This is a genomic window from Herbaspirillum sp. C9C3, assembly GCF_013359625.1.
In the GTDB taxonomy this organism is placed as follows: domain Bacteria; phylum Pseudomonadota; class Gammaproteobacteria; order Burkholderiales; family Burkholderiaceae_D; genus Herbaspirillum.
Genome location: NZ_JABFMQ010000009.1, coordinates 110,540 through 131,747 on the forward strand (window position 1 = coordinate 110,540; position 21,208 = coordinate 131,747).

The 21,208-nt window shown below is 64.6% G+C and carries 18 protein-coding genes; 14 read left to right on the forward strand and 4 right to left on the reverse strand.

The genetic code is table 11. From position 1 onward, the window contains the following. Positions 1-23: 23 nt before the first annotated feature. From HNO82_RS11295 to HNO82_RS11310, 4 genes are all read left to right on the forward strand, one after another. Positions 24-1,283, forward strand: a complete 1,260-nt coding sequence (locus HNO82_RS11295) for a Zn-dependent hydrolase (protein WP_175343773.1) — start codon at positions 24-26, stop codon at positions 1,281-1,283. Between the two features lie 37 nt (positions 1,284-1,320). After that, complete coding sequence (locus HNO82_RS11300) at positions 1,321-2,814, forward strand: M81 family metallopeptidase (RefSeq protein WP_175343774.1); 1,494 nt, start codon at positions 1,321-1,323, stop codon at positions 2,812-2,814. Positions 2,815-3,021: 207 nt separating this feature from the next. Next, on the forward strand, positions 3,022-4,626 hold the full coding sequence (locus HNO82_RS11305) for a methyl-accepting chemotaxis protein (protein ID WP_175343775.1): 1,605 nt from the start codon (positions 3,022-3,024) through the stop codon (positions 4,624-4,626). Positions 4,627-4,764: 138 nt separating this feature from the next. Next, positions 4,765-5,688 carry a cupin-like domain-containing protein gene (locus HNO82_RS11310; RefSeq protein ID WP_175343776.1) on the forward strand — a complete coding sequence of 308 codons (924 nt, stop codon included), beginning with the start codon at positions 4,765-4,767 and terminating at the stop codon, positions 5,686-5,688. Positions 5,689-5,766: 78 nt separating this feature from the next. Here HNO82_RS11310 and gatB read toward each other — a convergent pair whose 3' ends face one another. From gatB to gatC, 3 genes are all read right to left on the reverse strand, one after another. After that, positions 5,767-7,227 (reverse strand): Asp-tRNA(Asn)/Glu-tRNA(Gln) amidotransferase subunit GatB, encoded by a 1,461-nt coding sequence (gene gatB, locus HNO82_RS11315; protein WP_175343777.1) that lies wholly within the window; start codon positions 7,225-7,227, stop codon positions 5,767-5,769. Positions 7,228-7,272: 45 nt separating this feature from the next. After that, positions 7,273-8,739 (reverse strand): Asp-tRNA(Asn)/Glu-tRNA(Gln) amidotransferase subunit GatA, encoded by a 1,467-nt coding sequence (gene gatA, locus HNO82_RS11320; RefSeq protein ID WP_175343778.1) that lies wholly within the window; start codon positions 8,737-8,739, stop codon positions 7,273-7,275. Between the two features lie 73 nt (positions 8,740-8,812). Next, positions 8,813-9,115, reverse strand: coding sequence for an Asp-tRNA(Asn)/Glu-tRNA(Gln) amidotransferase subunit GatC (gene gatC / locus HNO82_RS11325; RefSeq protein ID WP_008333559.1), 303 nt, complete (start codon positions 9,113-9,115; stop codon positions 8,813-8,815). Between the two features lie 359 nt (positions 9,116-9,474). Here gatC and HNO82_RS11330 point away from each other — a divergent pair, with 359 nt between their 5' ends. The 6 genes from HNO82_RS11330 (at position 9,475) to HNO82_RS11355 (ending at position 17,013) form a co-directional block, all read left to right on the forward strand. Further along, on the forward strand, positions 9,475-10,518 hold the full coding sequence (locus HNO82_RS11330) for a rod shape-determining protein (RefSeq protein ID WP_006465688.1): 1,044 nt from the start codon (positions 9,475-9,477) through the stop codon (positions 10,516-10,518). 299 nt (positions 10,519-10,817) lie between these two features. Beyond that, positions 10,818-11,921: a rod shape-determining protein MreC gene (mreC, locus tag HNO82_RS11335; RefSeq protein ID WP_175343779.1), complete on the forward strand. Its 1,104-nt coding sequence runs from the start codon at positions 10,818-10,820 to the stop codon at positions 11,919-11,921. Further along, positions 11,918-12,427, forward strand: a complete 510-nt coding sequence (mreD, locus tag HNO82_RS11340) for a rod shape-determining protein MreD (RefSeq protein WP_008333565.1) — start codon at positions 11,918-11,920, stop codon at positions 12,425-12,427. The genes mreC and mreD overlap by 4 nt, the downstream gene beginning before the upstream one ends. 19 nt (positions 12,428-12,446) lie before the next feature. Continuing rightward, a complete protein-coding gene (mrdA, locus tag HNO82_RS11345) occupies positions 12,447-14,414 on the forward strand; it encodes a penicillin-binding protein 2 (RefSeq protein ID WP_175343780.1) in 1,968 nt (655 codons plus the stop codon). 106 nt (positions 14,415-14,520) lie between these two features. Beyond that, a complete protein-coding gene (rodA, locus tag HNO82_RS11350; protein ID WP_175343781.1) occupies positions 14,521-15,630 on the forward strand; it encodes a rod shape-determining protein RodA in 1,110 nt (369 codons plus the stop codon). 174 nt (positions 15,631-15,804) lie between these two features. Further along, a complete protein-coding gene (locus tag HNO82_RS11355; protein ID WP_175343782.1) occupies positions 15,805-17,013 on the forward strand; it encodes a septal ring lytic transglycosylase RlpA family protein in 1,209 nt (402 codons plus the stop codon). 142 nt (positions 17,014-17,155) lie between these two features. Here the strand turns inward: HNO82_RS11355 and rsmI are convergent, their stop codons facing one another. Continuing rightward, positions 17,156-18,076, reverse strand: coding sequence for a 16S rRNA (cytidine(1402)-2'-O)-methyltransferase (gene rsmI / locus HNO82_RS11360; RefSeq protein WP_175343783.1), 921 nt, complete (start codon positions 18,074-18,076; stop codon positions 17,156-17,158). A gap of 13 nt (positions 18,077-18,089) precedes the next feature. On the opposite strand from rsmI, the gene HNO82_RS11365 reads away from it, so the two are divergent. The 4 genes from HNO82_RS11365 to HNO82_RS11380 all read left to right on the forward strand — a co-directional run bounded on the left by HNO82_RS11365 (position 18,090) and on the right by HNO82_RS11380 (position 21,124). Further along, positions 18,090-19,358, forward strand: a complete 1,269-nt coding sequence (locus HNO82_RS11365; protein ID WP_175343784.1) for a penicillin-binding protein activator — start codon at positions 18,090-18,092, stop codon at positions 19,356-19,358. A gap of 7 nt (positions 19,359-19,365) precedes the next feature. Continuing rightward, complete coding sequence (locus tag HNO82_RS11370) at positions 19,366-19,734, forward strand: YraN family protein (RefSeq protein WP_175343785.1); 369 nt, start codon at positions 19,366-19,368, stop codon at positions 19,732-19,734. Positions 19,735-19,875: 141 nt separating this feature from the next. Then, the gene (locus tag HNO82_RS11375; RefSeq protein ID WP_175343786.1) at positions 19,876-20,472 is read left to right on the forward strand and encodes a phosphoheptose isomerase; all 597 of its coding nucleotides are present in this window, start codon (positions 19,876-19,878) and stop codon (positions 20,470-20,472) included. Next, positions 20,465-21,124: a BON domain-containing protein gene (locus HNO82_RS11380; protein ID WP_008333582.1), complete on the forward strand. Its 660-nt coding sequence runs from the start codon at positions 20,465-20,467 to the stop codon at positions 21,122-21,124. The genes HNO82_RS11375 and HNO82_RS11380 overlap by 8 nt, the downstream gene beginning before the upstream one ends. The last annotated feature ends 84 nt before the right edge of the window (positions 21,125-21,208 follow it).

Consider the following 21,208-nt stretch of genomic DNA (forward strand, 5'->3'; position numbering starts at 1 on the left):
GCCAACCCGAACAAGGAATCGATATGGACATGAAAACACAAACCTCCACCCTGCGCATTGACGGCACGCGCCTGTGGAATTCGCTGATGGAACTGGCCCGCATCGGCGGCACGGCCAAAGGTGGCGTCTGTCGCCTGGCCCTCACCGACCTGGACAAGCAGGGCCGGGATCTGGTCACCTCCTGGGCGCGCGCCGAAGGCATGAGCGTGGTGGTAGACCAGATCGGCAACATCTTCATGCGCCGCCCCGGTCGCAACAATGCACTGCCACCGGTGATGACGGGCTCTCACATCGACACGCAACCCACCGGCGGCAAGTTCGACGGCAATTACGGCGTGCTCGCCGGCATCGAGGTGATCCGTACGCTGAACCAGCACGATATCCAGACCGAGGCGCCCATCGAGGTGGCGGTGTGGACCAATGAAGAGGGCTCGCGCTTCGTACCGGTGATGATGGGTTCGGGGGTCTTCTGCGGCGCCTTCACGCTGGAACATGCCTATAACGCCACCGACATCGAGGGCAAGAAAGTGCGCGACGAACTGGAACGCATCGGCTACATCGGCGACCAGGTCTGCGGCGACCATCCCATCGGTGCGTATTACGAGGCCCACATCGAGCAAGGGCCGGTGCTGGAAAATGCCGATACCGTCATCGGCGTGGTACCGGCGGTGCTGGGGCTGTCGTGGTACGACTGCACGGTGACCGGTTTCGAATCCCATGCCGGACCGACGCCCATGGAAATTCGCAAGGATGCGCTGCAAGTGTCGACGTTCATCATGCAGGAAGTGGTGGCCATCGCTCACCGCTATGCCCCGTATGGCCGCGGCACGGTAGGCCAGGTGCAGGTGATGCCCAACAGTCGCAACGTGATTCCGGGGCAGGTGAAGTTTTCCATCGATCTGCGCAATGTCAGCGAAGAGTCGCTCACCCGCATGCACGAGGACCTGCTGGCCTATCTGGAGGCCATGCGCAAGAAGACCGGGCTCTCCATCGAACTGGAGCGGGTGTCCTATTTCCCGCCCTGCCCCTTCCATCCGGATTGCGTGGACAATGTGCGCGCCGCCTCGGCGGCATTGGGCTACAAAACCATGGATGTGGTCTCCGGCGCGGGACATGACGCCATCTATGCCGCGCGCCTGGCGCCGGCAGGCATGATCTTCGTGCCCTGCAAGGACGGGGTCTCCCACAACGAGATCGAAGATGCCCGCCCCGAGCACCTGGAAGCCGGTTGCAACGTGCTGTTGCAGGCCATGCTGGCCAGTGCGGGCGTGGTCACGCAATGATCGTTGTCTGATGTTGGATTGATGCAAAAAACTGAATATGAAGCCGAAAATCGTCATTGCACGCATGAATCACGAGACCAATACCTTCTCGCCGATTCCCACACCCCTTGAAGCCTTTGCCCCGCAATGGGACGACGCGGCCTGTCGCGACCAGAAGGGAGCGCGTACCGCCATGGGTGCTTTCCTCGAACTGGCCGAACGGATCGGTGCCGAGATCGTCACGCCCCTGGCGGCCTGGGCCAATCCCAGCGCGGCGGTAGCGGCCGACGCCTATACCGTGATGTGCGACGCCATCGTGCGCGCCATCGAGGGAGGATGTGACGCCATCCTGCTGGACCTGCACGGCGCCATGGTGGCCGAGAACGCCGAGGATGGCGAAGGCACGCTGCTTGAGCGCATCCGCCGCATCGCTCCCGACACGCCCATGGCGGTGGCATTGGACCTGCATGGCAATGTCACGCAGAAGATGGTCACGCATGCCGACGTCATCGTCAGCTTCAAGACCTATCCGCACATCGACATGTTCGAGACCGGCGAACATGCAGGGCGCCTGCTGCTGGCGCGGCTGCAGGGCAAGTCGCAACCGCAGATGGCCTGGCGCCAGGTGCCTGTGCTGTCGGCCACGCTGACCAGCAATACGTCGGCATCGGCCATGCAGCGCGCAGTCGAAGCGGCCAAGGCCGCCGAGCAGGAAGCGGGGGTACTGGCGGTCTCGGTGCTGGCGGGATTCCCCTTGTCGGATTTCCGCGATGCGGGCATGTCGGTGGTGGTGGTGACGGAAAATGATGTGACGCTCGCCGATGCGGTGGCCGAGCGCATCGCGCGCCAGATCTGGGAAGAGCGCGCTGATTTCGTCTACGACAGCCTGCCGCTGGCCGAATCGCTGGCGCAGGCGCGCCAGTTGAGCCAAGCTCCGGGGCAAGGACCGGTGCTGCTGCTGGATCACAGCGACAACGTCATGTCGGGGGGCACCTGCAATACCATGGATGTGCTGGAAGCGGCCTTGCAGGCGGGTCTGCGCGGGATTGCCGTGGGACCGGTGAGTGATCCCGAGGCGGTAGCGCAACTGGTGCAGGCTGGTGTGGGCGCAACGCTCACGCTGGCCGTCGGCAACAAGGTGGAGCTCGCCGCGCAGGGCATCAGCAAGACGCCCCCGGTTTATACCGGCAAGGTATTGGCCATCAGCGATGGCCGCTTTGCCGTGACCGGGCCGATCTATACGGGGTCGACCTTGCAGATGGGACGCAGCGTGCTGTTCGATATCGGCGCGGCGCGCATCGTCCTCACCGAGGAGCGGGTCGAACCCTATGACCTGGGCGTGTTCACCAGCCTGGGGCTGGATCCGGCGCAGCAGGATTTCCTGATCCTGAAGTCGCGCATGTATTGCCGACCGGTCTTCGTCCCCATCAGTCGTGCACTGGTGGAATGCGATTCGGACAGCGGCGGCCCGACCAGTGCCAATTTCCGGCTGTTCCCGATCAAGAAAGTCCGTCGACCGATCTATCCGCTGGATGCGGGCATGGACTGGTAAGCCGCGCAGGCCCTGACTTGCGGCACGGTGCTTGGCCGTAATACAACACCGTGACGTCGGGACTTTCCCGAGTTGTGCCGTACAGGCCGGGGCCTGTGGTAGCCTGCAAAAGCAAGAAGGATAGTCGGTTCATCATTGCAACCAGCGCCCGGCCCAAGATCACGACAAAAAACCAGCCGCCGGTCGCCTCACCCAAGGGGACACGGGATGAAAAACCTCAAGATCGGCGTACGCCTGGCCATCGGTTTCATTGCCTTGCTGATGTTGATGGCGGTGATGGTGGGCCTGGGGATCTGGCGCCTGGGCAACATCGGCGAAGCCACCGACGAGATGACCCAGATCGCCTTGAAGAAGGAACGCGATGCCGTCCAGTGGCATGCGGCCATCAAGGAAAACGGAGTGCGGACCTTTGCCGTCATGAAGAGTGACGACCATGCCTTCCGGCAATATTTCCAGAAACAGATCGACGCCCAGTCAGCCCAGATCAGCCAGTTGCAGAAGCGGGTGGAAGCGGCCATCGCCGATCCCGAGGAGAAACATCTGTTCGTGGAGGTCGGCAAATTGCGTGTCGCCTATCGCGACACACGCCAGAAGATCTTCGACATCAAGGCCGCCGGCGATGATGCCCGCGCCCGCGAGATGACCGATACGGTACTGGTGAAGATGATGGATGACTACGCCAACAGCGTGCTGCGCTACGCCGACTACCAGAAGAAAGTGATCGACCAGACTGCCAGCGCGATCAACGGTGACTATCGTTCCGGCCGCAGCATGCTGCTGATGCTGGGTGCCCTCGAGATCATGCTGGGCGCCATGCTGGCCTGGCTGCTCACGCGCAGCATCACGCGTCCGCTGAACCAGGCGGTGGCCATTGCCGAGACGGTGGCGGCGGGCGACCTGACTTCCCGCATCGACGCCGACCGCCGCGACGAGACCGGGCAATTGCTGGCCGCGCTGAAATCCATGAATGGCAACCTGCAGGACATCGTGGGCCGTGTGCGCTCCGGCACCGATACCATCAACACCGCATCGCGCGAGATCGCCACCGGCAACCTCGACCTGTCGGCGCGCACCGAGCAGCAGGCCGGGTCGCTCGAAGAGACTGCCTCGGCCATGGAACAGCTCACCTCCACCGTCAAGCAAAATGCCGACAACGCGCGCCAGGCCAATGCACTGGCCGCATCGGCCTCGCAGGTGGCCAGCCAGGGGGGTGCCGTGGTGGAGCAGGTGGTCTCGACCATGGGGGAAATCCACGCCTCGTCGCAGAAGATGGCCGACATCATTGGCGTGATCGACGGCATCGCCTTCCAGACCAACATCCTGGCCTTGAATGCCGCCGTGGAAGCGGCACGGGCGGGCGAACAGGGACGCGGCTTCGCCGTGGTGGCTTCCGAAGTGCGCTCGCTGGCGCAGCGCTCGGCCTCGGCGGCCAAGGAGATCAAGCAGCTCATCGATGAGTCGGTGGAGAAGGTCGGCGATGGCAGCCGGCTGGTGGCCCAGGCCGGTGACACCATGCAGGAAGTGGTGCAGAGCGTTTCGCGCGTGACCGAGATCGTGCGCGAGATCTCGCTGGCCAGCCAGGAGCAGAGCGATGGCATCGAGCAGGTCAACCTGGCCATTACCCATATCGATGAAGCCACGCAACAGAATGCCGCGCTGGTGGAAGAAGCCGCAGCGGCGGCGCGCTCGATGCAGGATCAGGCAGTCTCGCTGACTGAGGCGGTCAGCGTGTTTCGTCTTGATGCCGGTGCGGCAGCAACGCCACCGGACGAAAGTCAGCGTGGCACGTTGCCTGTGACGGTGGTGCGATAGCGCCTCACGCGGCAGCAGCGGGACGAACGCGGCATCGTGCCGGATGCCGCGACGCATCCCCCGCGCGCACGGAATCGGTAAGAAGAATTCATCTCCCCCGGCGCAATGCGCGCCAGGCCCGGCGCTACAATAGCCCGCATGAGCCAGCCTGATCCCGTTTCTTCACTTCCCGCCCCAAGCGCCCGCACAGCTGCCCGCGCGCTGCCGCCGCGCCCCGACCTCTTGCCGATGAGCCCTGAAGAAGCCGCCGCGCGCGAGGCTGCGCGTGACCGGCGCGATGCCCAAGTGCGGGGGGTGGCGTCGGTGCAGGAGATGCGCCAGGCCATTCGCCAGGCCAGTGCCGTGCTACCGGCGGTACATGAGATCCCGCGTCTGGGTCCGCAGAAGACGGCCGCCTTCCGCGCACGCGCACGGGCGGGCTTGCCCTTCATCATGACCGGCATGGCCAACCGCTGGCCGCTGTCGGCGATGTCCGTGGAGACCTTGCGCGAACACTTCGGCCAGTTGCCGGTGCGGGCGCGCGTGGGGGATTACATCAACACCGCCTTTGCGCCGGACCGGGCCATGCAGGACATGACACTGGTCGCTTATCTGGAACGGGCAATGGCCGACGAGAGCGGGCTGCCGCCGTATCTGGGCAATCTGGAACTGCGGAATTTGAATCGCCTGTGCCACTGGCCCAACTTCTTCGAGAAGATGGGACCGCCGCGGTTCTGGATCGGTCCGGCAGGCTGTATCACGCCGCTGCATTGCGACTATGACGACAATGTCTTTGCCCAGCTGTGGGGCAAGAAGCGGGTCTGGCTGGCGCCGCCGCATCATGACCAGTATCTCTATCCGAAGCAGGCCAATGCCATCCTGTTCGGCTCGCCCTTCGATCCGGATCACCCGGACCTGGAACGCTTCCCGCTGGCGCGCCAGGCGGCACTGGTGTGCTGCGAAGTGCAGCCGGGAGAGATGCTGTATATCCCCGCGGGGTGGTATCACCAGGTCAGTTCGTTGACGTTCTCGCTGTCGAGCAATCGCTGGGCGCGGGGGCGGCCATTGGTTCTGTTTGCCTGAAGAAAAACCCCGCGTCCTTGGTCAGACGCGGGGTTCATTGCCCTACTGCTGTACTACTGTACGATGCAGAGGGTGTCGTCAGCCCGCCAGCTTCTTGCGCAGCAGTTCAGTCAATTGCGCCGGATTGGCCTTGCCGCGCGTGGCCTTCATGGCCTGGCCGATCAGGGCGTTGATGGCCTGCTCCTTGCCGGCGCGGAATTCGGCCACCGACTTTTCATTGGCCGCCAGCACCTGATCCACGATGGCTTCCAGCGCACCGCTGTCCGAGATCTGCTTCAGGCCCTTGGCCTCGATGATGTCATCGGCCAGGGTCTCCTTGTCGGACTTGGCTTCCCACATGCCCGCAAAGACTTCCTTGGCGATCTTGTTGGAGATGGTGCCGTCAGCAATGCGCTTCAACAGCAGCGCCAGTTGCGCAGCCTTCACGGGCGCATCGGCGATGTCGGTGTCTTCGCGATTCAAGGTGGAGGCCACGTCACCCATCAGCCAGTTGGCGGCAGGCTTGGCTTGTTCCTTGCCGGCCGCAGCCACCACGGCTTCGAAGTAGGAGGCCATGCCCTTGGATTGGGTCAGCACCATGGCATCGTATTCAGGCAGCGCATAGTCGGTCACGAAACGTGTACGCATGGCAGCGGGCAGCTCGGGCATGGTGGTCTTGACGCGATCGATCCACTCCTGCGAGATGGTCAGCGGCGGCAGGTCGGGGTCGGGGAAGTAACGGTAATCCTGCGCGTCTTCCTTGCTGCGCATGGAGCGGGTTTCCTTCTTGTCCGGATCATAGAGGCGGGTTTCCTGCACCACGGTGCCGCCGTCTTCGATCAGCTCGATCTGGCGACGCACTTCGTAGTTGATGGCCTCTTCCAGGAAGCGGAAGGAGTTCAGGTTCTTGATCTCGCAGCGGGTGCCGAACTTCTCCTGGCCGACCGGACGCACGGAGACGTTGGCGTCACAGCGGAAGGAACCTTCCTGCATGTTGCCGTCGCAGATGCCCAGCCATACCACCAGCGAATGCAGGGCCTTGGCATACCCCACGGCTTCGGCGGCGCTGCGCATCTCGGGTTCGGTGACGATTTCCAGCAAGGGCGTGCCGGCGCGGTTCAGGTCGATGCCGGTCATGCCCTGGTAGTCTTCGTGCAGGGACTTGCCGGCGTCTTCTTCGAGGTGCGCGCGGGTCAGGTTGATGGTCTTGATCTCGGTCTTGCCATCCTTCTCCACGGCGAAGGACATGGTGCCGCCTTGCACCACCGGGATCTCGAACTGGCTGATCTGGTAGCCCTTGGGCAGGTCAGGATAAAAGTAATTCTTGCGCGCGAACACCGAGCGCGGTGCGATGGTGGCACCAATGGCCAGGCCGAACTGGATCGCACGTTCCACCGCGCCCTTGTTCAGGACCGGCAGTACGCCCGGCAAGGCCAGGTCCACCGGGCTGGCCTGGGTGTTGGGCTCGGCGCCGAAGCGGGTCGAACTGCCGCTGAAGATCTTGGATTGGGTCGAAAGCTGCGTGTGCGTTTCGAGGCCGATGACGACTTCCCACTGCATGATGTTGTCCTTGCGAATGCTGTTGTTGGTGACGAGGGCCAGCGATCAGGCCGGTTCGCGCAGGTGCCAGTCGGTGGCCTGCTGGAACTGGTGCGCCACGTTCAAGAGGCGCGCTTCGTCGAAATAATTGCCGATGATCTGCAGGCCGACCGGACGCTTGCCGTTCTTCTCGCCCTGTCCGAATCCGCAAGGAATGGACATGCCGGGCAAACCGGCCAGGCTGGTGGAGAGCGTGAAGATGTCGGCCAGGTAGTTGGCCACCGGGTCATCGGTCTTGTCGCCCAGGTCCCAGGCCACGGTCGGCGAGACCGGTCCCATGATGACGTCGCACAGGCGGTCGGCCCCGGCCAGGGCGCGCTGGAAGTCCTCGGCGATCAGGCGGCGGATCTTCTGGGCCTGCAGGTAGTAGGCGTCATAGTAGCCGTGCGAGAGCACGTAGGAACCGACCAGGATGCGGCGCTTGACCTCTTCGCCAAAGCCCTCTGCGCGCGACTTCTTGTACATGTCGGCCAGGTCCTTGTAGTCGGCGGCGCGGTGGCCGTAGCGCACGCCATCGAAGCGCGACAGGTTCGACGAGGCTTCAGCCGGGGCGATCACGTAATACACGGGAATGGACAGCTCGGTCTTGGGCAGCGAGATCTCGACCAGGGTCGCGCCCAGCTTCTCGAACTCGGCCAGGGCGCCGCGCACGGCGGCTTCCACGTCGGCGGCCAGGCCGGCGCCGAAGAATTCCTTGGGCACGCCGATGCGCAGGCCTTGCAGGCTCTGGTTCAGCGAGCGGGTGAAATCTTCCTTGGGACGCTGCAGGCTGGTGGAGTCGCGTTCATCGAAACCGGTCATGGCATTGAGCAAGAGGCCACAATCTTCGGCCGTCTTGGCAATCGGGCCGCCCTGGTCCAGCGAGGAGGCAAAGGCGATCATGCCGTAGCGCGACACGCTGCCATAGGTCGGCTTGATGCCGGTCACGCCGCACAGCGAAGCCGGCTGGCGGATCGAGCCGCCGGTGTCGGTGGCGGTGGCCGCCGGCGCCAGGCGGGCGGCCACGGCGGCCGCCGAGCCGCCGGAGGAGCCGCCCGGGATGGCGGTCTTGTCCCAGGGGTTCCTGACCGCGCCATAGAAGGAATTCTCGTTGCTGGAGCCCATGGCGAACTCGTCACAGTTGAGCTTGCCCAGGGTCACCGTACCGGCTGCGTTGAACTGTTCCACCACGGCTGCATCGAAGGGGCTCACATAGTTCTGCAGCATGCGTGAGCCGGCCGTGGTGCGCCAGTCGCGGGTGACGAAAATGTCCTTATGGGCAATGGGCACACCGGTCAGAGCTCCGGCATCATTGCCTGCCAGGCGCACATCGGCGGCCTTGGCCTGGGCCAGGGTCAGATCGCGGTCCACGTGCAGGAAGGCGTTGAGGTCGCTGGCCGCGATGCGGTCCAGGAACAGGGTGGCCAGTTCGGTGGCGGAAATCTTGCGCGCTTGCAGTTGCGCGGACAGTTCTTTGAGGGTGAGCTTGTGCATGGAATTGGTTACGCTGCGGTCTTGCGGGCCGGCTGGGCCGGAAGCGGACGGTGGCTGGGGCCAGGCGCCGGGTTCATTCGATGACCTTGGGCACCAGGTACAGACCATCCTGGGTGGCCGGGGCCGGTTGCTGGTAGTCGTCGCGGCGATTGGATTCGGTCACGACATCTTCGCGCAGGCGCAGCGCCAGCGCCGGCTCAATGGCGGCGATCGGGTGCGACAGCGGTTCCACGCCGGAGGTGTCGATGGCCTTCATCTGTTCCACCAGGGCGAAGATGCCATTGAGCTTGTCCAGCGTGGCACCGGCCTGGGCGTCGGTCAGCTCCAGTCGGGACAGGTTGGCGATGCGTTTGACGTCGGAAAGGGCTAGAGACATGGTCGAAAGGACGCGCAGGGCGCGCCGCGTGATGTTGAAATTGGAAGACCCGTAGCCGCTGCGGCCGGTAGACGAATTCTGCAGCCTTGGCTGCCCGCGGCCAGTTCGCTTGCGCGGCGGCTTGACCAAGTCAGGGCGTGGTTCGCACAAGAAACGGCAAACCCGCGCCAGATGGCGGCCGGAAGGGCACGGGGTGCTGATACTTTTGGCAAGCCGGCTTGCTGGTTTCTCGGGAATTATAAGGTAGAATGTCGGATTAATGCCTTGCAGGCGCCTGATTTTCGCGTCGCCGCAGCATGAACGGACACCTCCCCCTATCAAAAAGCTAGCGCCCCCTCGCGGGCGCATCAGGACAACTCATGTTTGGATTTCTCCGCAGTTACTTCTCGAACGATCTGGCGATCGACCTCGGCACCGCGAACACGCTGATCTACGCGCGCGGCCACGGCATCGTGCTGGACGAGCCGTCGGTGGTGGCGATCCGCCAGCAAGGCGGCCCCAACGGCAAGAAGACCATCCAGGCGGTCGGCAAGGAAGCAAAGCAGATGCTGGGCAAGGTGCCCGGCAACATCGAGGCGATCCGCCCGATGAAGGACGGCGTGATCGCCGATTTCACCGTCACCGAGCAGATGTTGAAGCAGTTCATCCGCATGGTGCATGACTCCAAGCTGTTCCGCCCCTCCCCGCGCATCATCATCTGCGTGCCCTGCGGCTCGACCCAGGTGGAACGTCGCGCCATCCGCGAATCGGCCCTGGGCGCCGGTGCCTCCCAGGTCTACCTGATCGAGGAACCGATGGCCGCTGCCATCGGCTCGGGCCTGCCGGTCTCGGACGCCACCGGCTCGATGGTGGTCGACATCGGCGGCGGCACCACCGAAGTGGGCATCATCTCGCTGGGCGGCATGGTCTACAAGGGTTCGGTGCGCGTGGGCGGCGACAAGTTCGATGAAGCCATCGTCAACTACATCCGCCGCAACTACGGCATGCTGATCGGTGAGCAGACCGCCGAAGCCATCAAGAAGGAAATCGGCTCGGCCTTCCCGGGCTCGGAAGTCAAGGAAATGGAAGTCAAGGGCCGCAACCTGTCCGAAGGCATCCCGCGTTCCTTCACCATCTCCAGCAATGAAATCCTGGAAGCCCTGACCGATCCGCTGAACAACATCGTCTCGGCCGTCAAGAACGCGCTGGAACAGACCCCGCCGGAACTGGGTGCCGACATCGCCGAAAAGGGCATGATGTTGACCGGTGGCGGCGCCCTGCTGCGCGACCTGGACCGCCTGCTGATGGAAGAAACGGGCCTGCCGGTGATCGTGGCCGAAGACCCGCTGACCTGCGTGGTGCGCGGCTCGGGCATGGCACTGGACCGCATGGACAAGCTGGGCTCGATCTTCTCGGCCGAATAAGCCGGGCAGCAAGTCCGAGCAGCACGATGCGCCTGCCGGACTGCAGGCGCAGGCAGTACAGCATGAACCGGCGGCAATGTACCGCCGGATGAGTGGGGAACCGATCCGTTCGATATGACGCCGTTCACGCCGACCAGCCACAGGATGCGCACACCGCTTGCGCACAGGGGGGCAGGGCCGGCTGGTGGACCGTCGCAGGAACGCTTCGGCTCCCCTTTTTGTTACCGTTTTCGACGCAGGAAGTGAGTTATCCGCCTGCAGCCGGTCACCTGACGTGACCCTGCAGTCGGCCTGACGCCATGGAAATCCCACCACTCTTCAAGCAGGGCGCCTCGGCCCGGGTGCGCGTGACCGTCTTCGCATTGATCTCGGTCGTGATGCTGGTGGTCGACGCCCGCATGCACGTGCTGGGCACGCTGCGCCAGGCGCTGGGCACGGCCCTCTATCCGTTCCAGACGGTAGCGATGATTCCGCGCGACGCCTTTACCAATTCGTCCGAGTACTTTTCTTCGCTGGCCTCGCTGCAGAAGGAAAACCGCGAGCTGCGTCAGCAACAGATCGTCAATGCCCAGCTGATGCAGCAGGAAAGCCTGCTGGCAGCCGAAAACGCGCAACTGCGCAAGCTGCTGGACATGCAGCAGAAGGTGCCGGTCAAGTCCATCGTCGGCGAGATCCTCTACGATGCGCGCGATCCCTTCACCCGCAAGATCATCCTCAATCGCGGCTCGCAACAGGGCGTCATGCCGGGGCAGCCGGTGATCGACGATGTCGGCATCGTGGGCCAGGTGACGCGGGTGTTCCCGTTTTCTTCCGAAGTCACGCTGCTGACCGACAAGGACCAGGCCATTCCCGTGCAGGTGCTGCGCAACGGCCTGCGCAGCGTGGCCTATGGCCGTGGCCAGACCGGCGCACTGGACCTGCGCTTCATGCCCTCCAACGCCGATATCCAGAAGGGTGACGTGCTGGTGACCTCGGGCATCGACGGCGTCTATCCTCCCGGTCTGTCGGTGGCCAGCGTGGCGCTGGTGGAAACCCGCTCGGCGGACGCCTTCGCCCGCATCGTCTGCCGCCCGCTGGCCGGCATCGACCGTCATCGCCAGCTGCTGATCCTGCTGGTGGACCAGAACCTGCCGCCGCGTCCCGAACCGGACGTGATCGATGAAAAATCGGCCAAGCTCTTCAAGCGCCGCCTGCGTGACAGCACCCGTGACAACGGCGGCGAGGAAACCACCCCCGCACCCAAGGACAAGCCGGCCGAGGAGCGCAAGGGCTCAGCCAGCGTGACCACGCCGGCCAAGCCGGCCGGCGCTGCGGCGGCGACCACTACCCCGGCCACCGGTGCCAAGGCTGCCACCGCTGCCACTGGTGCCGCCAAACCGGCGGCCAAGGAATCCGCACGATGAACAATCAAACCATCCTCCTGCCGGCCAGTCCGCTGTTCATCGCCTTCAGCCTCATCGTGGCCTTCGTGCTGAACCTGATGCCCTGGGGCCAGATGGTCGGCGTGCCGGACTTCGTGGCACTGGCGCTGGTGTTCTGGAACATCCACCAGCCGCGCAAGGTCGGCATCAGCATCGCCTTCATGATGGGCCTGCTGATGGACGTCAACGAAGCCACGCTCCTGGGCGAGAACGCGCTGGCCTATACCCTGCTGTCGTATTTCGCCATCATGATCCACCGCCGCGTGCTGTGGTTTCCGTTGCGTACCCAGGCGCTGCATGTGCTGCCGCTGATGCTGCTGGCCCAGGCGGTGCAGCTGGTGATCCAGCTGCTGGTGACGGGCAAGTCGCCGGACTGGTTCTACTTCAGCGAAAGCGTGGTCTCGGCACTGCTGTGGCCGCTGGTGAGCATCCTGCTGCTGGCGCCCCAGCGCCGCGCCGTGGACCGCGACGAGAACCGCCCCATCTGAAGGGCCAGGTGCAAGCAGCATGACTGAATTCAAGAATACCGCGCAAGAACTGAGGCTGTTCCGGATGCGCCTGTTGGCTGCCAGCATCCTGGTACTGGTGTGCTTCAGCCTGCTGCTGGCGCGGTTCCTGTGGCTGCAGGTGGTGCGTCACGACGCCTACGCCGCCCAAGCCGAGGAAAACCGCATCTCGGTGGTGCCCATCGTGCCCAACCGCGGTCTGATCCTGGACCGCAACGGTGTGGTGCTGGCACGCAACTATTCGGCCTATACGCTGGAAATCACGCCTTCCAAGATCAAGACCAACATCGATGACCTCATCGACGAGTTGAGCAAGATCGTGGAAATCCAGCCGCGCGACCGCCACCGCTTCCGCCGCCTGCAGGATGAATCCAAGAACTTCGAAAGCGTGCCCATCCGCACCCGCCTGACCGACGAGGAAGTGGCCAAGTTCACCGCCCAGCGCTATCGCTTCCCCGGCGTGGAAGTGCAGGCCCGTCTGTTCCGCCAGTACCCCTACGGCAAGACGGCCGCGCACGTGATCGGCTACATCGGCCGGATCAGCCAGCGCGATGCCGAGCGCATCTCCGATTCCGACGATGAAGCCAACTACAACGGCACCGACTACATCGGCAAGGAAGGTCTGGAAAAGAGCTACGAGACCCAGCTGCACGGCACCACCGGCTACGAGGAAGTGGAAATCTCGGCCAGTGGGCGCGCGGTGCGCTCGCTCTCGCGCACCCCGGCCACGCCCGGCAAGAACCTGATCCTGTCCATCGACATCGAGCTGCAGAAGGTGGTGGAAGAAGCCTTCGGCGACCAGAAGGGCGCGCTGGTGGCGATCAACCCGGCCACGGGCGACATCCTGGCCTATGTCTCGCAACCCTCCTACGATCCCAACCTGTTCGTCGAAGGCATCGACCAGCAGAGCTGGGATGAGCTCAACAAGTCGCCCGACCGGCCGCTGCTGAACCGGCCTCTGTCAGGCGTGTATTCGCCCGGATCGACCTACAAGCCCTTCATGGCGCTGGCCGCCCTGGAACTGGGCAAGCGCCGCCCGCAGGATGCCATCCGCGATCCCGGCTACTTCGTGCTGGGCAACCACCGCTTCCGCGATGACAAGGAAGGCGGCCACGGCATCGTCGACATGTACCGCTCCATCGTGGTGTCGTGCGATACCTACTACTACATGCTGGCCAACGACATGGGGGTCAATGCCATTCATGACTTCATGAAGCCCTTCGGCTTCGGCCAGATCACCGGCATCGACCTGGAGCACGAGAAGCACGGCATCCTTCCCTCTACCGAGTGGAAGCGCACCGCCTTCCGCAAACCCGAACAGAAGCGCTGGATCGCCGGCGATACCGTCTCGCTGGGCATCGGCCAGGGCTACAACAGCTTCACCCCGCTGCAACTGGCGCAGGCCACGGCCATCCTGGCCAACAATGGCGTGGTGATGAAGCCGCACCTGGTCAAGATCATCGAGGATGGCGTCACCCATGAGCGCACCGAGACCGTGCCCAAGGAAAGCTATCGCATTCCGCTCAAGCAGGAAAACATCGACTTCATCAAGCGCGCCATGGTGGGCGTGGTCAAGGAAGGCACGGCCGCGGCGGCCTTCCGGGGCGCACCCTATGAGTCCGGCGGCAAGACCGGTACCGCACAGGTGGTCAACATTGCCAAGAACCAGAAGTATGATTCCAAAAAGCTGGCCCGTATCTACCACGATAACGGCCTCTACATCGGCTTCGCGCCGGCCGATGCACCGCGCATCGCCATCGCGGCCGTGGTCGAGAACGGGGGCTGGGGTGCCGGCGTGGCCGCGCCGCTGGTGCGCAAGGCCATGGACTACTTCATGCTGGGCAAGCGTCCCAACGAGCCGATCAAGGCTGTCGCCCCCGATGCGGCAGGCGCCGACACCCCGGTCGAAGGCCCCACCACCGAGGACGGCGGCACCACGCCGACGGTCCAACCGGATGTGCAGGAATGAAAGCCCATGACGTTTGGCCCCTGGCCGCTGACATGAACGCTGGCGCGGCGCCATCGCCCTGTGCCGGGCCAGACATCGCAACAAGCTGTACGCACGAGGAGCCGGCATGAGCCTGCAACGTCCGCCCCTGTGGCAAACCATCAAGCCGCACCTGACGGTGTTCGACGGCGCGCTGTCGCTGATCGTGTTCCTGATCGTCTCGGTGGGCATCGTCACGCTGTACTCGGCCGGGATGAACTTTCCGGGCCGGGTGGAAGACCAGCTGCGCAACATCCTGGTGGCTTTCGTCATCATGTGGATCGCCGCCAACGTCTCCCCGCAGCTGCTGCTGCGCCTGGCCGTGCCGGTCTATACGGTGGGGGTGACGCTGTTGATTGCGGTGGCCCTGTTCGGCATCATCAAGAAAGGTTCGCGCCGCTGGCTCAACATCGGCATGGTGGTGCAGCCTTCGGAGATCATGAAGATCGCCATGCCGCTGATGCTGGCCTGGTACTTCCAGAAGCGCGAGGGCATGCTGCGCTGGGATGCCTTCCTGGTGGCGGCGATCCTGCTGTTGATCCCGGGCTTCCTGATCATCCGCCAGCCCGACCTGGGCACGGGCCTGCTGGTGCTGGCCGCCGGTTTCTACGTCATCTTCTTTGCCGGACTGCCGTGGAAGATCCTGTTGGCGCTCTTCGTGGCGGGGGCGGCCAGTCTGCCCGTGGTGTGGTCCTTCATGCACGACTACCAGCGCCAGCGCGTCATGATGCTCATCGACCCGACCTCCGATCCGCTGGGCAAGGGCTTCCACATCATCCAGTCGACCATTGCCATCGGCTCCGGCGGGATCACCGGCAAGGGCTGGCTGATGGGCACGCAGACCCACCTGGAATTCATCCCCGAACGCACCACCGACTTCATCTTCTCGGTCTACTCGGAAGAATTCGGGTTGATCGGCAACATCGTGCTGCTGGTGCTGTACCTGCTGCTGATCGGGCGCGGCCTGATGATCACGGCCAATGCGCCCACGCTGTTCACGCGCCTGCTGGCCGGGGCCATCACCATGATCTTCTTCACCTATGCCTTCGTGAACATGGGCATGGTCAGCGGTATCCTGCCAGTGGTGGGCGTGCCCCTGCCCTTCATGAGCTATGGCGGTACCGCCCTGGTCACGCTGGGGCTGGGCGCGGGCATCCTGATGAGCATCCAGCGCCATCGCAAGCTGGTCCAGAGCTGACCAGGCAGCGCAGCTGCATTGTTGCCCCTCCGACAAGTTCACGACGATTCGTGAACTCGCTGCACGGACCTGTTGTCAGCTTCGCTGCATTGCACTCTGGTATCGTTGCGAACATTCCGGCCGGGACGGGCTTTTTTCCGTTCCGGCGCATCGACTGCTGACCAAGGACAGGCCATGGGAACACACACTCCAGAACATCACCACCGGCGCGCCCCCGGGGACCGCCTCCTGCGTTGGGGCGCGCTGCTGCTGCCCCTGCTGCTGGCCGCCTGCGGCACCACCCAGCAGGCCTCGCGCCAGACTGCACAGGCGCCGGCCACCACGAGCAAATCGGCCGGATCGCGGCCGGCCAATGTGCCGGCGCTACCGGCGGCGGGCTCCGGTCGCGGCGGCTACTACAAGGATGACGGTCCGGGCGACCACATCCCCGACGGACTGCTGGACGTGGCCGATGCCGAACCGCAGGTGGAACCGGTCTCCAAGGCGGCCAGCCGGCCCTACAAGGTGTTCGGCAAGACCTATGTACCCATCACGGACGAGAACCAGCCCTTCATCCAGCGCGGCATCGGCAGCTGGTACGGCAAGAAATTCCACGGCCAGAAGACGTCCTCGGGTGAGCTCTACGACATGTACAAGATGACGGCCGCGCACCCCACGCTGCCCATTCCCTCCTATGCCCGGGTGACCAACCTGAAGACTGGCAAGCAGGTCATCGTGCGCATCAATGACCGTGGTCCGTTCCACTCCAACCGCATCATCGATCTCTCCTACACGGCCGCGCTCAAGCTCGGCTACCTCGGCAGCGGCAGCAGCGAACTGGAGGTCGAACGCATCCTGCCCGAAGAAGCCCAGCGCATGGCCGATGCCCGCCGCAATGGCGGCGGCACCAGGCTGGCGGCGGCCGACCCGATCAACCGGGTGGCCGATAGCGGGGCCGCTGGTCAGGGCGTCTCCACCGGTGCGGTAGAAATCAATACGGTCAGCGCGCAAGGCCTGCCGCCACAGCCTACCGTGGCGGCCGTGCAGCCCATCAATGCCAGCACCACCAGTGCCGCCGGCGGGGCCGGTCTGGCCGGTGGCGGTGGCATCATCAATGCCGTGGCCAGCGGTTCGGCACCTTCCCCCGCCATGCCCCAGGCGGTCCCGCTGACGGCCGGCTATTACCTGCAGTTCGGTGCCTACTCGCAAGAAGCCAACGCCCTGGTGGCACGCGACAAGCTGCTGCCCAGCCTCACCGGCATCGTCGACAGCATGCAGGCGGTGCAGGTCAATGGTCTCTATCGGCTCTACGCCGGCCCCTATCCGACCCGCCCGGCGGCACAGAATGCGGCCATGCTGGTGCGCCAGCGCAGTGCCGGCACCCCCTTCATCGTGGAGCGCTGAGCCGGCCCCGGTTTTTGGGAAATGTCTTCACATGCCCTGCGGCGGACTTGCCGCACAGGGCGGCGTGGCGGGGGGGCCCGCGCACATCTGCATATCACGGCCGGAACCGGCTGTACCGGGGGCCTGGCGGGCCGGACTGGCCTCAGGCGTGGTCGGCCCCATCGTCTTGCGCAGCTTGCCGGATCTGCAAGGCGCGTTCATACAGGGCATTCTTTTTCTGACCGGTGATCTGCGCGGCCAATGCGGCCGCCTGCTTGACGGGCAACTCTTCCAGCAGGATGCGCAGCACGCGCTCGCCCTCGGCATCCTCGCCCTCGACCACTTGTGCGCCTTCCAGCAAGACCACGAATTCGCCGCGCTGGCGGTTGCCATCCTGCTCCAGCCAGGCCACCGCCTCGCCCAGCGGGCAGCGGTGGAGGTGCTCGAAGAGCTTGGTCAGCTCGCGTGCCAGCACCACCTGGCGCGTGGGGCCGAACACCTGCAGCATCGACTGCACGGTCTCGACGATGCGGTGCGGGGCTTCATAGAACACCAGCGCCGCCTGCAGGGCGACCAGTTCCTGCAGGGCGGTTTCACGCTGGCGGGTCTTGGCCGGCAGGAAGCCTACGAAGTGGAAACGCGCATCGGTCAGCCCCGAGGCCGACAAGGCTGTCACCGCCGCCGATGCGCCCGGCAGGGGGATGACCTGGAACCCTGCCGCGCGCACGGCGTCCACCACACGGGCGCCGGGGTCGGAGATGGCCGGAGTGCCGGCGTCCGAGACCAGGGCGACCCGCTGGCCGGCCTGCAGGCGTTCGACGATCCTGGCGGCGGCTTCGCGTTCGTTGTGCTCGTGGGTGGCCAGCAGCTGCTTTGAGAGACCATAGCGCTGCAGCAGCTGGCTGGTATTGCGGGTATCCTCGCAGGCCACTGCATCGGCGATGGCCAGTACATGCAGGCCGCGCAGGGTGATGTCGCAGACATTTCCGATGGGCGTGGCCAGCACATATAATGCCGACACCGGATAGCTTTGCTGGGCGGCATCCTGCAGGATGGAAGCGGCGACGCTGGAATTCTGATTCATTGAAGGGGGCGGGATGTTCACAAGTTGGAAGAAAATGACCGCGCACGCGGCCCTGCTGGCAGGCATGCTGGCACCATGGATGGTGACGGCCAGCGCCGCCGCAACCCACAGTGTACCTCTGCTGGCCCAGGCTGCCACGCCAGGCGCCCCCGCGGCCGCCGCCGACCCGGCCCCGCTGGCCCTGCCACCGGGCACTTCGCCCGAGATGCAAGCCGCCGCCGCAGGCGGCCCTGCCGTCCCGCCCGCGCCCCCCATCATCCACATGGCCTTGCTGCTGCCTTCCCGCAGCGGTGCCTTCGGTGCCGCTGCCGATGCGGTGCGCACGGGTTTCCTGACGGCCTATTCGCGCCAGAAGGAAAACATCCAGCTGGCCATCGTCGAAACCGGTGACTCTGCCGCCGACATGCAGCGCGCCTATGACGAAGCCTCGGCCAAGTACGACATCCTGGTCGGCCCGCTCTCGCGCAGCGCCGTCACCGCCGTGGCCCAGAGCGGACGAGTGAGCAAGCCCACCGTGGCCCTGGCGCAGCCCGACATGAATGGCGAAGCCGATCTGCCGCTGCCGCCGCAGATGCTGGCCGTGGGCCTGTCCATCGACGAGGAAGCGCGCCAGGTCGCCAACTGGGTCGAGAAGGAAAAGGCTCCCGGCAAGATCTTCGCCATTTCCACCGGCACGGCCTGGCAGAAGCGTGCGGCCCGCTCCTTCCAGCTACGCGCGCGCCAGCTCGGCATGCAGGTGGACACGCTGGAACTGAGCACGCCCGCCAACGCCCTCTCTGCCCCCGGCCTGGCACAACTGGCCAGGCGCGTAGAGCAGGAAAAGCCGGCCCTGATCTTCGTGGCCCTGGATGCGGCGCAGACCGTGCAGTTGCGCAATGCCGTGGGCAACGACATGCCGCTGTACGGCACCTCACAGATCAATCCCTACACCTTGAAGCGCGACAATCCCAACGACAAGCTGCCCGAACTGGATGGTGTGCGTCTGATCGACATCCCCTGGCAGCTGCAGCCGGACAACGTGGCCGTGGCTCGCTACCCGCGCCCGACCGTCAATGACAACGAGCGTCCCAATGCTGACCTGGCACGCCTGTACGCCCTGGGCATCGATGCCTACCGGGTGGCCTACGGCATCGCCCAGAAGCAATCCGGCTTCGACATCGACGGTGTCACCGGACGGCTGAACGTGAACATGGTCAGCGGCGGCACCACCTTCTTCCAGCGCCAGGAAACCCAGGCCGTCTACCAGGACGGCTGGCCGGTGCCGCTGGCCGACCAGTACTGAGGCCATCATGGCGCCAGGCAGCCTGCTGCGGCGCACGGCGCGCCAGCGCACCGGAGACGATGCCGAGGACCGGGCGCTGGCCTACCTCCAGGCGCAGGGGCTGCAACTGATCCAACGCAATTTCCGCTGCAAGGGCGGCGAGATCGACCTGATTCTGCGGGAGAACGCCACCATCGTCTTCGTGGAGGTCCGTGCCCGCGCAAGCAGCGCCTTTGGCGGCGCTGTGGCCAGCGTCACGGCGGCCAAGCAGCGGCGCCTGCTGCTGGCAGCCCAGGTCTGGTTGCAAGGCCAGTCCGGACTGCCACCCTGCCGCTTCGACGTGGTCGCCCTCGAGGGTGGCCAGCTGCAGTGGCTGCGCAACGCCATCAGCGCCTGATCCTCCCGGATCCTGCCTGAACGGGCAGCATGGGGCCATCACGCCGGGCATGGCGTATCATGTGCGACCGGATTCCGGAAACCTCTCTTTACCAATTGCCCGGGCTTGGCCGTGTTCAAGTCCTCTATAATCGCAGGCACCATGACAAATCCTCGCATCCTCGCCCATTTCCAGGAAAGCGCCGACCTGAAGATGAAGGCTGCCAACGTGTTGGCCCAACCGATCGAACAGGCGATTGAACTTATGTTCACTGCACTGTCGAATGGCAACAAGATTCTTGCCTGTGGCAATGGCGGATCGGCCGCTGACAGCCAGCACTTCGCGGCCGAACTGGTCGGTCGCTTCGAACGCGAACGCCTGCCGCTGCCGGCGCTGGCCCTGACTACCGATACTTCCATCCTCACGGCGGTCGGTAACGATTACAGCTACCAGGAAATCTTTTCGAAGCAGGTCCAGGCCTTCGGCCAGGCCGGCGACATCCTGCTGGCCTTCTCGACCTCGGGCAATTCGGGCAACATCCTGGCGGCCATCGAAGTGGCCCACGAACGCGACATGCGCGTGGTGGCCCTGACCGGCAAGGGTGGCGGCAAGATCGGCAAGATCCTGACCGACGCCGATGTGCATCTCTGTGTGCCGCATGACCGTACCGCGCGCATCCAGGAAGTGCATCTGGTGTCGCTGCACTGCATTTGCGACGGTATCGACGTCGCGCTTTTTGGAGATGATGCGAATGAATGATGCACGATCCTTGTTGATCCGCCTGCGCCGCCCGCTGGCGGCCGTGGCCCTGGGCGGCATGATGGCCCTGAGCCTGCAGGGCTGTTTTGCAGTCTTTGCCGGCGGTGCGCTGGCCACTACCTTTGCCGCCACCGACCGTCGCACCCTGGGTGCGCAGACGGAAGACAAAGCGATCGTCGTCAAGGGCGAAGCCCGCATTCCCGACGTGGTGGCGGCCGGCTCCCATGTCAACGTGACCGCCTTCAACCGCAAGGTGCTGCTGTCGGGCGAAGTGCCCGACGAAGCCTCCAAGGCCGCCGCCGAACGTGAAACCAAGGCCATCCAGAACGTCGAGACGGTGTACAACGAACTGGAAGTGGGCCCGTCGTCGAGCTTCGGTTCGCGCTCCAGTGACGCGCTCATCACCAGCAAGGTCCTGGCCAGTCTGGTGGATGACAAGACGCTGTATTCCAGCGCCTTCAAGATCACCACCGAGCGCGGCATCGTCTACATGATGGGCCGCGTGACCCAGCGTGAAGGCCAGCGCGCGGCGCAGATCGCCAGCGGCGTCTCGGGCGTGAACAAGGTCGTGACCCTGTTCGAATACATCACCGAGGACGAACTGAAGGATTACCAGCGCAAGCCGGCCGACGAGAACAAGTCCACCAGCTGAGCGCAGGCCCCCCCTGATGCAGGTCAAACCGCCGGCCCGTCCGGCGGTTTTCACGTACAGGCCCGGCCCGCAGGATCCCGCGCG